This is a genomic window from Streptomyces sp. NPDC034086 (assembly GCF_055575515.1).
This window is the reverse complement of record NZ_JBVISM010000001.1, coordinates 1,076,611-1,090,837: the sequence shown is the minus strand read 5'-3', so window position 1 is coordinate 1,090,837 and position 14,227 is coordinate 1,076,611. Positions and strand designations below refer to the sequence as shown.

General features: G+C 73.6%; 12 protein-coding genes. 2 read left to right on the top strand and 10 right to left on the bottom strand.

Annotated features, from left to right (window positions below; translation table 11 throughout):
• Nucleotides 1-11: 11 nt before the first annotated feature.
• Entirely contained in the window at nucleotides 12-2,822 is a 2,811-nt protein-coding gene (locus tag ACZ514_RS04895; protein WP_469124122.1) for a helix-turn-helix transcriptional regulator, read from the bottom strand.
• A gap of 381 nt (nucleotides 2,823-3,203) precedes the next feature.
• On the opposite strand from ACZ514_RS04895, the gene ACZ514_RS04890 reads away from it, so the two are divergent.
• The gene (locus ACZ514_RS04890; protein WP_468173721.1) at nucleotides 3,204-3,647 is read left to right on the top strand and encodes a peptidase inhibitor family I36 protein; all 444 of its coding nucleotides are present in this window, start codon (nucleotides 3,204-3,206) and stop codon (nucleotides 3,645-3,647) included.
• Between the two features lie 104 nt (nucleotides 3,648-3,751).
• A complete protein-coding gene (locus ACZ514_RS04885) occupies nucleotides 3,752-4,189 on the top strand; it encodes a peptidase inhibitor family I36 protein (RefSeq protein WP_468173723.1) in 438 nt (145 codons plus the stop codon).
• Nucleotides 4,190-4,292: 103 nt separating this feature from the next.
• Here ACZ514_RS04885 and ACZ514_RS04880 read toward each other — a convergent pair whose 3' ends face one another.
• The 9 genes from ACZ514_RS04880 to ACZ514_RS04840 all read right to left on the bottom strand — a co-directional run bounded on the left by ACZ514_RS04880 (nucleotide 4,293) and on the right by ACZ514_RS04840 (nucleotide 14,114).
• Nucleotides 4,293-5,717, bottom strand: coding sequence for an FAD-dependent oxidoreductase (locus tag ACZ514_RS04880; RefSeq protein ID WP_469124121.1), 1,425 nt, complete (start codon nucleotides 5,715-5,717; stop codon nucleotides 4,293-4,295).
• Entirely contained in the window at nucleotides 5,714-6,922 is a 1,209-nt protein-coding gene (locus tag ACZ514_RS04875; RefSeq protein ID WP_469124120.1) for an MAB_1171c family putative transporter, read from the bottom strand. Before ACZ514_RS04875 ends, ACZ514_RS04880 begins: the two co-directional genes overlap by 4 nt.
• Before the next feature lie 145 nt (nucleotides 6,923-7,067).
• Nucleotides 7,068-8,240: an MAB_1171c family putative transporter gene (locus tag ACZ514_RS04870; RefSeq protein ID WP_469124119.1), complete on the bottom strand. Its 1,173-nt coding sequence runs from the start codon at nucleotides 8,238-8,240 to the stop codon at nucleotides 7,068-7,070.
• A 2-nt stretch (nucleotides 8,241-8,242) separates the two neighbouring features.
• Nucleotides 8,243-8,842: a toxin-antitoxin system, toxin component gene (locus tag ACZ514_RS04865; protein ID WP_468173731.1), complete on the bottom strand. Its 600-nt coding sequence runs from the start codon at nucleotides 8,840-8,842 to the stop codon at nucleotides 8,243-8,245.
• A gap of 170 nt (nucleotides 8,843-9,012) precedes the next feature.
• Nucleotides 9,013-9,687 (bottom strand): helix-turn-helix domain-containing protein, encoded by a 675-nt coding sequence (locus ACZ514_RS04860; protein ID WP_468173733.1) that lies wholly within the window; start codon nucleotides 9,685-9,687, stop codon nucleotides 9,013-9,015.
• A 171-nt stretch (nucleotides 9,688-9,858) separates the two neighbouring features.
• Nucleotides 9,859-11,031 carry an MAB_1171c family putative transporter gene (locus tag ACZ514_RS04855; protein WP_468694409.1) on the bottom strand — a complete coding sequence of 391 codons (1,173 nt, stop codon included), beginning with the start codon at nucleotides 11,029-11,031 and terminating at the stop codon, nucleotides 9,859-9,861.
• The gene (locus ACZ514_RS04850; RefSeq protein ID WP_469124118.1) at nucleotides 11,028-11,201 is read right to left on the bottom strand and encodes a hypothetical protein; all 174 of its coding nucleotides are present in this window, start codon (nucleotides 11,199-11,201) and stop codon (nucleotides 11,028-11,030) included. Before ACZ514_RS04850 ends, ACZ514_RS04855 begins: the two co-directional genes overlap by 4 nt.
• A 204-nt stretch (nucleotides 11,202-11,405) precedes the next feature.
• Complete coding sequence (locus ACZ514_RS04845) at nucleotides 11,406-12,830, bottom strand: FAD-dependent oxidoreductase (protein WP_469124117.1); 1,425 nt, start codon at nucleotides 12,828-12,830, stop codon at nucleotides 11,406-11,408.
• 207 nt (nucleotides 12,831-13,037) lie between these two features.
• The gene (locus ACZ514_RS04840) at nucleotides 13,038-14,114 is read right to left on the bottom strand and encodes a DUF8094 domain-containing protein (protein ID WP_469124116.1); all 1,077 of its coding nucleotides are present in this window, start codon (nucleotides 14,112-14,114) and stop codon (nucleotides 13,038-13,040) included.
• Between the last annotated feature and the right edge of the window lie 113 nt (nucleotides 14,115-14,227).

Genomic DNA, 14,227 nt, shown 5'->3' with positions numbered 1-14,227 from the left:
CCGTGTCCCGGTCATCCGTGCGTGACTTCCTCGGCCCGGCTCAGCGCGTCGCGGAGGGCCGCCCTGGTGGTGATGCCCAGCTTGGGGAAGACGCGGTACAGGTGCGAGCTCACCGTGCGCGGCGACAGCTGCGTCCGCCTGCCGATCTCCTTGTTGGTCAGACCGCCGGCCGCCAGATCGGCGATGCGGCGTTCCTGCCAGGTCAGCGGGGCGGGGTTCAGGGTCGACGTACGCGGCGCGGCCCCGGCGGCTCGCAGTTCGGCGCGGGCCCGCTCGGCCCAGCCGGCGGCGCCGAGCCGCTCGAACGCCTCGGCCGCCGGGGCGAGGAACGTCCGGGCCGCCGCCCGGCCTTGGACACGGCGCACCCGGGTGCCGTGCGCCAGCCGGATCCGGGCCAGCTCGAACGGGAAACGGGCGGCGTCGGGCTGCGACGCGGCGCGCGCGAACATCTCGGCCGCCTCAGGCTCGCCGTCGGCGGTCATCGCCAGGGCGCCGTAGGTGACCAGCGCCAGGCGGGGTGAGAGTTCCGGCAGCCCGGCGTCGAGCGCGGCGAGGGCGTGGGCCCGCGCCTGCTCGGCGCGCCCGGTGTGCCGGGCGGCCTCGACCAGGTCGAGCAGGGTGCGCGGGGCCTGGTACGTACAGGGTTTGAAGGTGCCCGGCGGGGTGATGCCGATGGCGTACAGGTACGCGGTCTCGTGGTCGCCGGCGCTCAAGGCGGCGGCCGCGCCGGCGGCGTCGGCGAGCTGGGTGAGGAATCCCAGTCCGCGCGGCCGCGCCCAGGCGTCCACCTCGGCCTGCAGCTCCCTCGCCCGCGCGGTCTGGCCGCGCACCGCCGCGAGCTGGGCCAGGTAGGCGCGGCTCTGGACGGCGAACAGGTGGTGTCCGTGCCCGGCCGCCAGGTCCAGGACGCGCTGTCCGGTGTGCTCGGCCTCGTCCCAGTCGCCGGCCGCCATCTGGTCGAGCATGATCAGGTGCAGCATGACCATGCCGCTGGCCACGGCGCCGGTGTCCAGCTCGCGGTCCACCGCGCGCCGCAGGTGCGGGCCGTAGCCGTTCAGGACGTCGAGGTGGTACGCGGTCACGGCCAGGCGCGTGACCTCCCACGGTTCCTGGCCCGGCAGGTTCGCGGTGGCCCGTTCGACCGTCCCGGCGCAGCCGGCTCCGTGCCGGACCACGTCGCTCCAGACGGCGCTGTAGAGCCGTGCGCGTGCGGGGACGAGATCGCCCAGGGAGGCGAGGAGTTCGTGGGTGCGTTCCCAGGTGGCGTGGTCGCCGGTGTACTGGCTGATCGCCAGCAGGAGGGTCACCAGCCGGGTGAGGATTCCGTCGGGCCCGGTGGTGCCGCCACAGGGCCCGGTGGTGCCGCTCCCGGGCCCGGTGGTGCCGCTGCCGCTCCCCCGCAGCCGCTCGATGGCGGCCGTGACCTGCCGGTGGGCGGAGCGGACCTCGCCGTCCTGGTAGAACGCCTGGTAGGCGGAGGCCAGGACGGCGGCCGGCGAACCCGCCTCGCCGGGGTGGAGGCCGGGCAGGACGAGCCGCTGCGCCTGGCCGAGACGGGCGGCGTGGCCCGCGACGAACGCCGCGTCCGCCAGGCGCCGGGACCGTTCGCGGTGGCTCTCGCTCAGCTCCGCGGCACGCGTCAGCCAGGTCACGGCCGCCAGCGCGCCGCCGCGCCGGGTGGCCGACCCGGCCGCCGCCTCGAGGACGCCGGCCACGGCCTCGTCGGGGTCGACGGTGGCCGCCGCCAGGTGCGTCGCCCGGCGTTCGAGGTGCTCGCGGTGGTGCTCCGCCAGTGCCCGGTGCGCGGCGCGGCGCTGGTCGGGGGCGGCCAGCCGCACGACGGCGGAGCGCACGAGCGGATGCCGGAAGACGAAGTCGCCGCCGTTCGGCTCGACGTCGAGCAGTCCGGCCGCCAGCGCCTCGTCGGCGTCGCGCATGCGGTAGGGCGCGCCGGGTGCCGGACCCCCGGCGGGCCCGGTGCCGGCGCCGTCGAGGGCGCCCTTGAGCAGTTCGCCGCGCACGTGCTCGCCGAGGGCCGTGATCCGGGCGCCGTACAGCTTGTGGAGCCGCCGGGGCAGCGGTACGTCGGGCTGACCGGCGAGGTCGTCGAAGCAGGGGCCGTCCGGCCGGCCGCCGAGGTCCAGGGGCAGTTCCACCAGGGCCAGCGGGTTGCCGCGGGCCTGTTCCAGGACCGCGCGGCGCAGCCGTCCGTCCAGCCCGGGATGCCGTCGGTCCAGGAGGCGCGCCGCGTCCTCGTCGGCCAGGGCGGCGACCGGCAGTTCGGGCAGCTCGGCGGTGTCGAAGGGCGACCCGATGTCGGTGCGGACTGCGACCAGGAGCTTCGCCGGGCCGCCCGCCAGGCGGCGGCCCACGAAGCCGCAGACGTCGGCGCTGGCGTCGTCCAGCCATTGCCCGTCGTCCAGTACCAGAAGCAGCGGCCGCTCGGTGGCGGCCCGGGACAGCAGGCCGAGTGCGGCGATGCCGAGGGCCATCACCGACGGCGGGTCCCCGCCGGCCCGGCCGAACGCGGCGTCGAGCACCGCCCGGGTCCCGTCGTGCGGCCGCGAGGCGTCGGTCAGCAGCGGGTGGAGCAGCTGGTGCAGCCCGGCGTAGGGCAGTGCGGACTCCGCCTCGACACCGGCGGCCCTGATGACGGCGTGGCCTTCCGCTTCCGCGAGCGCTGCGGCGTGACCCAGCAGGGAGGTCTTGCCGACTCCCGTCTCCCCGCGCAGTACGAGGGCACCCGCCGCGTCCGTCACGAACGCCGCCAGCTCGGCCCGCTCGCGCTGCCGGCCCACCATCGCCGTGCTGATGGATCCCATCCCTGTCCCACTCCTTCGACGGTACGGCGGCGGGGGTCCGGCGGGACCGCGGCTCTCCGTCCCGCGTCCCGCCCCCGTCGACCCCCGCCCGCCACGGGTGCCGGTCGGCGCCCGTCGCCGGCAACGATCCCCGGATCCCCGCGCGCTCGCCCCAGGGGCGGACCCTGGTGCCGACCCGGGCCCGTGTGCCGGGGTGCGGGTGCGGACGTTCCGGCAGTCATGTGACCGATGACCGCGCGTCGGTTTCTGCCGCAGTCTCGTTGTGCGGCGGCCGGTCCCGGGGCCGGCCGCGCACGAGCACGGTCACCCGGCCCTGCCGGAGGTGCGGGGCCGGGACGTGATCCGGATCGCTCCCGTACGAAGGAAGCAGAGGAAACCATGATGAACCTGCGGAGAACGGTGCTGCGCGTCGCGGTGGGCGCCGCCACGCTGACCGGCGTGGTCGCCGCCACGACGACGAGCGCGAGCGCCTACATCCTGACCGACATCCAGAGCGGATCCGGCAAGTGCCCGGCCAACTGGGTGTGCCTGTGGAGCGAGAACGACTTCGTCCGGGGAAATCCCCACAGCGGGTACGACTACGGAGCCGTCGGCTCGGACGAGAACGTGCCCGACCTGGGGAAGTTCAAGTTCGAGAGCAAGCTCTGGCGCTGGAAGGGCATGCAGGACTCCGCCTCCTCCGTCGTGAACAACACCGGTAGCGGCATCTGCTTCTACGAGCACAACGGGTACGGCGGCCTGCAGTTCAGGATCGGCCCCCACGAGCAGTGGCGCTCCGTCCCGTCGTGGATCAACGACAGGATCAGTTCCTACAAGTTCTGCTGACCGGACCCTGCTCCGCGCCCCGGGGCGCACCCGGGGCGCCCCGCCCCCACCCACACGCGAGGCCGGCAGCGAGCGGGCCGGCGTCCGCAAGGAGAAGGAACACGATGTTCTCGACGAGGAAGACCGTACGGCTCGGACTGTGCGCCGCGGCCGTCACCGGGCTGATCATCACCACGGCGACGACAGCGAGCGCCGCCACCGCCTTCGACATCGGCCACGGTGCCGGGTCGTGCCCCGACAACTACGTCTGCCTGTGGTCGGAAGGCAATTTCATCCAGGGCCGTTTCACCTACGACCGCAAGTTCGGCTCCGTCGCGTCGAACCAGAACATCGGCGACATGGGCAAGCTGGCGCGCACGTCCACCGGTGACAAGGGCATGCAGGACGTCGCGTCGTCGGTGCTGAACAACACGGGAAGGGCCGTCTGCTTCTACGAGCACAACGGGTACGGCGGCCTCCAGTTCAGGATCGGCCCCCGGGAGCAGTGGCCCTCCCTCCCGTCGTGGATCAACGACAAGATCAGCTCCTTCACGTACTGCTGACCTGAACCCCGACGACCCGCGGTCCGTCATCCCGGGCACGTCCTCCCGGGATGACGGATCCCCCCTCGTGGCCGCCGGAGGTGGGCCTCGCGGACCACCGCGGTCATCTGAGGGCATCGGCGTGTACGAGCGACAGTTCCCGCGCGGTCAGGGGCGGGCCGCTCAGCGGCGGGCGCCGGGGGCCCCGTACGGCTGCCAGCAGGACGCGCGGCCTGACCAGCGTGCTCAGCGGGGCCTGGAGCGAGGTGACGTCCGTCAGGGCCTTCACCATGTCGAAGTCGCCGCAGCTCGTCCTCACCAGGCGGTCCACATATCCGGCCAGGATCCTGTCCCGGTGGTTCGGGACGGCGCCGCGGACTTCCGGGTAGAACACGTCCTGTCCCACGGCCAGGTCCCAGGCCGCGTCGACCGGTCTCGCCATGGCCCGCTGGACGCGCCGTGCGAGACGTGGGGCTTCCACACCGTGCGCCCGCGCCGCGTCCCGGAGGACGACCGCCGTCTGCGCGGCGACCGACATGCCGTGCCCGTACAGAGGGTTGAAGGCGGCGAGGGCGTCGCCGAGGACCACGAAGCGCTCCGGCCAGTCCCTCACCCTTTCGAAGTACCGGCGGGTGTTGCGGGTACTCCGGCTGACCGTCACGTCGGTGAGGGGGGCGAGGCGCGAGATGATGTCGCCGACGACAGGATGGCGCAGGCCCCGGGCGAAGGCCTCGAAGTCCTCGGCCCTGCCCGTCGGCTCGCCCGCCCTGCTGCCCGTCTCCGTGACCATCCACCGGCCGTCCTCGATCGGGAGGATGCTGGCGCTCTGCCCGGGGCGCCCGCCGCGTGGGTCCGACTGGACGCTGACGATGGGGAAGTCCACGGCTCCTTCCGGCGCCCGGAAGACGCGGGTCGCGTACACCAGGCCGAGGTCGAGCGAACGTTCGGGAGCGGGGCGCACGCCCAGCTCTGCCAGGAACTGCGGGGCTCTCGAACCCCTGCCGCTCGCGTCGACGACGAAGTCCGCCACCAGGGTCTCCTGGCGACCGTCCGCCCCGCGCACGCGTACCCCGGTGACACGTGAGGCGCTTCCGGTGAGGCCCTCCACCCTGGTGTGCCGGAGGGCGCTCACCCCCTCGCCGGTCAGGACGCGGTCGCGTACGACGTGGTCCAGGAGATCGCGGCTGCACCCGAGCACGAAGTGGGTCTCGGACTCCCAACGCCTGAACCAGCCCTGGGAGCTGAGTGCGACCATGCCCGTGGGGACCGGGATGCGGTGGGCACCGGCCGCCAGCCAGCGATCGGTGATCCCGGGCAGGAGGGCTTCGGCGGAGCGCACTCCGCCGCTCCAGAACATGTGCGCGTGGCCCGCCTGGGGAAGCCCTCTGCGCGGAAGCGGCCCGTCAGGCAGCTCGTCGTTCTCGACGACGAGGACCTCGTCCACCATGCCGCGCAGCGCCGCCGCAGCGAGCATCCCGGCCAGTCCCCCGCCGATGACGAGGGCCCGCCGATGGACCGCTCGGGGGGACGTGGTGCTCAGGCCGGTCATCTCTCCGCCTTCTCGGGCCGCTTGCGGGCGGCACCCGTGGGGCCGGCCATCGGCACCGCCGAAGCGGTCGTCGCCGCCGGCGTGACCGCCGCGGGAGACGTCATGTGCCGCAGCGCGTCGGAGAGGCTCGCGAGGCCGGCGTCGGACTCGAACAGGGTCTCGACGCCGCTGCGGCCGTGGCTGGGATCACCGCACAGGGAACGGAAGGCGGTGATGACCAGCACCGCGCGCTCCGCCGCCCCCGGCCGCAGCCGGCCGGGGCCCGCGACGAGGTCCGGCCGGTCCGCGCCCGTACCGCTTTCGAGGTAGGGAGCCAGGAGCCGGAGGCCGTCACGGATGTCGCACGTCCGCCGCAGGTGGCGCCTGCCCAGTGAGGACCACCAAGGAATGCGCACCAGTTCGTACGGGATCACTTCGCGCATGATCCGCCACAGCGGACCCAGCCGTCTGTACTGCGCGTGCCGGCGCCACCGTACGACGAGGCCCTGGCCGACGGAGGGCAGGGCGAAACCGACGCACTGGAGCAGCGAGGCCAGGGCGACCAGGGTGGGAGCCAGGGTCGTACTGACGGCGTCCCAGTCGTGACCGGCCCATCGGGCGCCGATGGCCAGGAGCTTGCACGTGACGTATCCCAGGCTCAGGACCCCGCCGGCGACGATGAGGACGAGCCCGGCGCGGAGCAGGCCGGCGACCTCGCGTGACCAGCGGCGGCACAGGGTCGCCAGCACGACGGTCGACACCGCGTGGCCCAGCACGTAGAGGACGATCATCTCCCGCAGGTAGGGCGCGGTGGCGTAGTAGGTGTCGAAGTCCCGGAGCCGTTCGTCGGGCGCGTCCCCGAGCGCGAAGAGCGTGAGCAGCGCCACGATGACCGCCCCGTAGACGCCCGCGCACCAGCGGGCCGCCGCACGGCGCTGTTCCTCCGGGCCTCCCCGCCACGTGAGCATCAGGTTGATGACGCCCGCGCTCCCGGCGGTGATGACGACATGGACCAGCGGAGCGGAGAAGTTGGGGATCCCGGTGAGCGCGTTGACCTTGGAGACCGTCGGCGGCGCGGCGAAGAAGAAGACCACGGTGCCCAGGGGCAGCACCGCGGCCACTGAACGGACCAGCGGATCGTGCCACTGCCGAACGAACCCGGGCACCCTCAGCGCGAAGGCGACGAGCAGGACGAGGGCAGGAAGGTAGTAGTACACGTTGCTCATCCCGAGTCCCCACCGGCCCGGCCCCCGCGGGGCGCACCGCCGGGGAGGACAACGGCGGCCCGTGCGTGCGCGGTGGGGCGGGAGGGGATCCGGACGGTGGGCGTGGTCCTCGGCGCCGTGCCGAGGGGTGGTGTGAGGGCGAGTGTCACGCGTGGGCCCCCTCGGCGCTCGGCCTGGGGACGCCCTGCCGGGAGGGGCGGGACAGTGCCTGAGAGATGCGGACGAGGTCGCGGTCCTCGCCCGCCGTTTCCTGCAGGCCCCGCGAGGACGCGAGGACCCTGCGCTCGGGGTCGGCGCGCAGTGCCTCCACGGCGGCAGCGACCATGGCCGCGTCCGCGACCGCCGACGCGCGGTCGGAGCCGGCACCGTCGGCGACCGCCGCGGCCAGCGCGCGGGCCCGGAGGGCGAGGTCGAAGTAGGGATTGAGGGTGAGCAGTCCGTCGTGGATCCGCGATTCACGCTGCAGGCGCCTCACCCCCACGGACGAGAGCAGGGGCACCTTGACGGCGGTCGAAGCCGGCGTCAGCCCGCCCACCAGCCGTGACAGCGGCCCCAGTTCCCGGTAGCGGGTCCATTCCCGCCAGGGCCCTTTGATGCTCTGCACCACGAGCGGGAACCCCATGCCGAGCGCGATGGTGGGGGCGGCCGCCGAGGTGAAGCGGAGCGCGACGTCGGTGCTGAGGAAGTCCCAGTCCTTGCCCGACCACCGCGCGCCCAGAGCGGCGAACTTGAGCATTCCGTAGCCGACGGTGAGGAGGTATCCCGTCACCATGAGGGTGAGACCCACCCTGAGCTCCCCCTTCACGTGCCGGCGCCAGCGCCAGCACAAGGCGGCCATGACGAGGGCCGCCGTGGTGTGGCCCACCAGATAGAGCACGATCATCTCGCGGATGTACGGGGTGTCGGCGTAATACGTGTCCAGGTCCCGCAGCCGTTCGACCGGTGCCTCACCGAGAGCGAACAGAACGCAGAGGGCGACGCTGAAGGCTCCGTACGTTCCGACGCACCAGCGGGTGGCCTGCCGGATGCGTTCTCGGGAGCCGCCTCGCCAGTTGATGATCAGCACGATGCCGGATGCGGAACACGCCATCACCCATGAGTAGACGAAGGGCGCCGCGGAGTTCGGTACGCCCGTGAGCGCGTTGACCTTCGCGGTCATCGAAGTGGATCCGAAGAAGAACACGCCCACGGCGGTGACCAGCATCGCCATGACCGCACGCAGGAGCGGGTCGCGCGGACTCCTCAGCAGGCCGGGAAGTCTGAGCAGCGCGGCCCCTCCCCCCAGCGCCGCGGGAAGGAAGAAAGTCGCGTCGGACATCGTCAGCCCCTCGTCCCGTCGTGGTGGCCGAGCGCCGCCCCTATCCGGCCGGAGCGCGTGCCCCGGTCGAGCGTGTGATCACCGCCGGTCCGCAGTAAGTGCCGTACCGCGTGAGCCAGTTCGAGGCCGTAGCGCTCCGCTGCCTGCTCCTCCCTCCGGTGCTTCCTGGCGGCGGACCCGTCTCGCTCCAGCAGCAGTACGGGGCTCTGGCGTCCGGCGGCCGCCAGCACCGACTCGACGGCATGCCGTGAACCGGCGTCGTGACGCAGCAGGCGGGTGGCCACGGAGCCGTCGGTGACGTGCTGGTGGCAGTGCCCCAGTTCCAGGTGGCGCAGCTCGTGCCCGGTGATGACGATCTGGTGCTCGGCCGCGGTTCCGCGCTCCACGATGACGAGGTCCTGTGTCCCGAGGTTCAGCGCGAGCCCGCTGGCCGTACCCGGAGGGAAGGACGTCATGCGGAAGTCGATCCTCCGCCCCCGGCGCCGCCCCATCGCGTCGCAGAGCGCGCGGCAGATCACCTCGGCCGGCTTGGGAGCCTCCAGGTGACTGACGGCCCTCATCAGGCCGTCGACCGACTTGCGCATCTCCCGCTGCTTGAACACGGATCTCCCCGGTATCCCTGGTCCATGGAGGGGAAGAGGGCGGCCCGTGCACCCGGCCGCACGGTCCGGACGCGTACGCATGGCGAACCCTCCGGCGCGGTCGGGCGGCCGTGCCGTCTTCCCGTCGAACGCCTTGACTCGTGCCGGGGATCAGCCCCGGGCAGGCGGGCTCAGGGCGGGTCCCCGGCCGCGTCCGGCTTGTGTTCCGAGGCGTATGCGTCCATGTAGTCGTCCAGCCACTGGAGCAGCTTCGTACGCCCCTGGTCGGGCAGCAGGGCCGCGCGCAGGGCGATGCCGTCGACGCCGTGCCGGGCGTACAGGCTCGGACCGGCGGCACCGGCGGCGGCCGCCGCGGGGACGTTCCGTTCGCTGTACTCGTGGAGCAGCGTCTTCTCGATGGCGGTCAGGGCGCAGTGGAGGGCGTCGGCGTCCTCGGACTGGAGGAAGCCGGCCGGTCTCTGGAAGAACCTCTCCAGGCGGGCGCAGTGGTCCATGGTGGGCCGGCGGTCGCCGCCGAGCAGCGCCTGCACCTGCTGGCGGGAGATCCCGCTCGCCCGGGCGATCTCGCCGTGCGAGTACTTGCGGCCGTTCTCCTTCAGGTACGTCGAGTGGAGCAGGTCCAGCCGCTGGCGGAAGCGCTCGTGGATGTCCGGCTCCCCCGCCTCCCTCCCGGCGAGGAGCTCCCGGACCACGTCGAGGGGTACCCCGGAGGCGTGGCTCAGCCGCCCGGGGTCCAGGACCTCGTCGCGGCCGCGGCCGAGCTTGGCTCCCAGGTCCGCGACCCGTTCGATGACGGAGGCCAGTCGCGCGGCGGCCGTGGGTGGCAGGGCTGTCGGTTCTGTCACCGGTTGGTCTCCCCGAAGTCACGCAGGACGAGTCATCCCGGCGCCACCGGGAGGCAGGGCCACGGCGGTGGCGGCTACGCCCCCGAGCCTGCCACAACCGTGGCTGCACGACCACGAGTCTCCGGCCAACCTGCCACAGCCGTGGCAGGAAAGCGACGATGACGGGCGGGCTCAGCGCAGGCCTGGCCCAGGCACCGGCGAGGGTGCCGGTTCCTGCGCCACTCCGGAGAGCACGCCCATGACCCGGACCGCGTCGGAGAGGCGTACGAGCCCGTCGTCACTGTCGATCAGGGTTTCGACGCTGCCGCCGCCTTCGCCGGGCTCGGTCCGCAGGGAGTCGAACGCCGCGATGACCAGCGCCGCGTGCCGGGCCGCCTCCGGCTTCAGCGCGCCGGGGCTCGCCGCGAGGGCCCGCTCGGCCGCCGGACCCGTGCCGTGGCCGAGGTAGGGCGCCAGCAGCCGCAGGCCGTCGCGGATGTCGCAGGTCCGCCGCAGGTGACGCCTGCTCAGCGACGACCAGCGGGGCAGGGGCACCAGTTCGTACGGGATCACCGCGCGCATGGTCTCCCACAGCGGACCGAGCCGCCTGTAGCGCGCCCGCCGGTGCCACCACTCCAGCAGGCCCTGGCCGGCGGCGGGCAGGGCGAAGCCGACGCACTGGAGCAGCGAGGCCAGGGCGGCCAGGGAGGGAGCGGCCGTCGTACTGGCGGCGTCCCAGTCGTGGCCCGTCCACCGGGCACCGACGGCGAGGAGCTTGAACGCGGCGTAGCCCAGGTTCAGCACCCCTCCGGCGACGATGAGGAGGAGCCCGGCACGCAGCAGGCCGGCCACCTCGCGGGCCCAGCGCAGGCACAGGGACGACAGGACGACGGTCGCCACCGCGTGCCCCAGCACGTAGAGGAGGATCATCTCCCGGAGGTAGGGGCTGGTGGCGTAGTACGTGTCGAAGTCCCGCGGGCGTTCGTCGGGCGCGTCCCCGAGCGCGAACAGCGTCAGCAGCAGCACGATGACCACGGCGTAGGCCCCGGCGCACCAGCGGGTCGCCGCCAGCCGCCGGTCCTCCGGTCCGCCCCGCCAGGTCAGCATCAGGTTGATGATGCTGGCGCTCCCGGCCGTGACCACGGCGTGGACGAGCGGAGCCGCGAAGTTGGCGACGCCGGTGAGCCGGTTCACCTCGGAGACCGTCGGCGGCGCGGCTAACAGGAAGACGACGGCGCCCAGGGCGAGCACCGCGGCCACGGAACGGACCAGGGGCTCGCGCCAGTGCCGTACGAGTCCCGGCACCCTCATCGCGAAGGAGACGAGGAAGAGGAGGGCGGGTATGTAGTAGTACATGCTGCTCATCGGGCGTCCCCGTGACCGTCGTCGGGCGACCGGAGCGGCTCGGCGCGCCCCTGACCGGGCAGCGGGGCCGCGCGCGGCACGATGCCGTCGACGCCGTGGTGCTCGTACGGACTCGGCCGGGCGGCACCCCCGGCCGAGGCCGCCGGCGGTACGGAGGATGCTTCTGTCACGGGTGGGTCTCCCGAGATCACACAGGACGGATGATCCCGGTGCCACCGGGATGCAGGCCACAGCAGCGGCAGCTGCGACCGTCATCCTGCCACAGTAGTGGCAGCGCATCCATGCCCCTCCCCCTCAACTGCCACAGTCGTGGCAGCGAGTTGCCGGCCCCTCCAGCGCTCACCGGACGCCTGCGGATCACCGGAGGGACCGGATCACCGGACCGGGCCGGGCGCCGTCCCGGCGATGGCCTTCCGCTCGTCCTCGGTCAGGGGCGGGCCCTGCAGGTGCGGCTTCTTGGGGCCCAGGAACATCGGCACCAGCATGTCGCGGGAGAACAGCCGCGTCGCGGGCCTCTCGAGGCTGATGACGTCCAGCAGGGCGCCGAGGGCCCGGGGGCTGCGCGCGCCGGTCTCGACGGCCCGGTCGACGAAACGCGCGAGGAACCTCTCGACGGCCGTCGGCGGCGTCTCGGTGGCGCCGGGGTAGAAGGCGTCCTGGCCGACGGCGAGGTCCCAGGCACCGGATACGGGCCGGGCCGCGGCGCGCTGGATGCGGCGGGCCGTACCGGAGGCGGATATTCCGGCGGACCCCAGGACGTCCCTCAGGGCGAGGGCGCACTGGGCGGCCACGGTGAGCCCGTGCCCGTACACGGGGTTGTAGCCGGCGACGGCGTCGCCGAGGACGGCGAACCCGTCGGGCCAGTGCTTCGTCTTCTCGTAGTAGCGGCGCTGGTTGGCGGTGCTGCGCGTGGTCACGACCTCCCCCAGCGGCTCGGCCGCTCGGAGGAGCTCTCCTATGACCGGGTCGCCCAGCCCCAGGGCGAAGGCGGCGAAGGCAGCGGGATCCTTCGTCGGCTCGCCGCCCCGGGTACCGGAGAGGGTGACGATCCACCGGCCGTCCTCGACGGGCAGGACGATGCCGCCCCGGCCTGGCGTCCTGGCCGGGTTCGCCTGGACGTTGACGAGGGGGAAGCCGGCGGCGGCCGCGGCCGGGGCCCGGTAGGAGCGGGTGGCGTAGGCGACGCCGGCGTCGACCTGCCGCTCGGTGACGCGGGGCAGGCCGAGGGCCTCCAGCCACTGGGGGGCGCGCGACCCGCGCCCCGAGGCGTCGATGACGAGGTCGGCGTGGAGGGTCCGGGTCCGGGTCCCGGTGCCGGTCCGCACGCGGACACCGGTGACCCGGCCGGGTCCGCCGTCGAGGCACTCGACGGTGGAGTCCTCGTGGAGGGTGACGCGGGGGTCTCCGAGGACGCGTTCGCGCAGCGCGTGGTCGAGGAGGTCGCGCGAGCACACCAGGTTGCGGTGGCGGCTCCCCTCGAAGCGGCGGAACCAGACCTCGTTGGGCGCCCGGGACACCATGTCACCCATGATGTGGACCAGCCGGCCGCCCTGGGCGACGACGGCGTCGACGAAGCCGGGGAGGAGCTCGTCGAAGGCCCGTACTCCGCCGCTCCAGACCAGATGGGCGTGGCGGGCCTGCGGAACGCCCTTGCGGCCGTGCGGACCGTCGGGCAGCCTGTCGCGTTCGACGACCACCACTTCGGCGAACCCGGCGAGGACGGAGGCGGCGAGGAGCCCCGTGGCGCTGGCGCCGATCACCAGTGCGGTGGGCCGGCCCGAGTGGGCTGTCTGCGGCATGGGGCGCTCTCCGTTCTGGCCGTCCGGCGGCGGTCCCCGCGGCGGCCCGGTGCGGCGGACCGTTCGCGAGATCGCGTCGCCGTGACGTGGCGGCGTCGGTGCCGATCGGGGCGGGACCGGCGCTCGGCCGGCCACGCTCGACCGCAAGTTACGTGTAAGTAGCATACGGCCGGTCGATCAAGCGGTGCTCCGCCCGGCGGCCGCCGGTCAGCCGGTGTACTTCGTGCCTTCGAAGGAGTACGGCAGGTGGGACTCGGCCGCGACGGAGACCTCCCCCGAAGCGCCCGCCGACACCTTCAGCACGGTCAGGGCCATGATCCGCTGGGTGTACGAGGCCCAGGGAATACCCGTCGTGCCGGACCAGCCGCTGCTGCTGAAGGTCGTCGACCGCCCCGGGCCCAGCTCCGTGTACACCGTGCTGACGGCGGTGCAGGCCACGAGCGCCCCGCCGTCCGTCGTGCGCCAGACGGGGCCGTGCGCGGTGCGGTTGACGTCGAGGCCGAACTCGGCCTTGGCGCCCTTCCCGAGCGACGTGCGCATGCCCTCCAGCCCTTCGGCGGAGGCCGCCTTCCGCTCGGTGACGTCCCGGCTCCACTTCACCCCACCCGTACCGGCGTCGGTGCGCAGGTAGTCGCCGTACTGCCCGCAGACCTTCGAGGGGTCGGCGCCGAGCCCCGTCGTGTCCCCGCCGGTGACCGCCCGGCCATCGGGCCCGACGGCTATGTGGGGAAGGTCCGTCGGCTCGGGAGCGCGGGCGACGAACGCCGCGAGCCACGGCTCGCCGGCCCGCCGCTGATGGAACAGCGACCAGCGCAGCACCGCCTCTTTCCCGGCGGCGCCGACGGTGTGGCCCTGGACCTCGTGGGCTGCCAGGATCCACCGGTCGCTGCCGTCGTCGTCGCCGGTGGTCCACGTGTGCACCGCGGGGTCCGTCTCGGGAGCGCCGGCGGGACCCGGCTCCCGGCCGGTGCCGTACTTCTTGGCGGTCTCCACGACGGCGAGCTGCTGCTCCAGCAGCGGGCCCTCGGTGACGCCCTTCCAGTACGCGGCGTCGAAGTTGTCGGCCTCGACCTTCAGGGTGAGGTCCTTGACCACGCCCCGTGCCTCCTCCGCCGAGAGCGGGGGCGCCTTGACGGGGGCCGGCGGGCTGCTCGTCGCGGGGCCGGCGGCGGGCTTCGCCGCGGCCCCGGCGCTCGCCTTCGCGGCCTGCCCGCCGCAGCCGGCCGTGGCGGCGAGTGCGAGCAGGGCGGCCATGGTGGCGGGTACGGGTGCGGAGCGTCTCATCGGAATCCCCCTCGGGAACGGTGCAAAGGCCCCTGATCATGCACGGTGCCTCCGACAGCCGTCGCACCGCCCGCCCCGTGACGTCGTCGCCGGGGATCCCTGGGGGGCCGGCG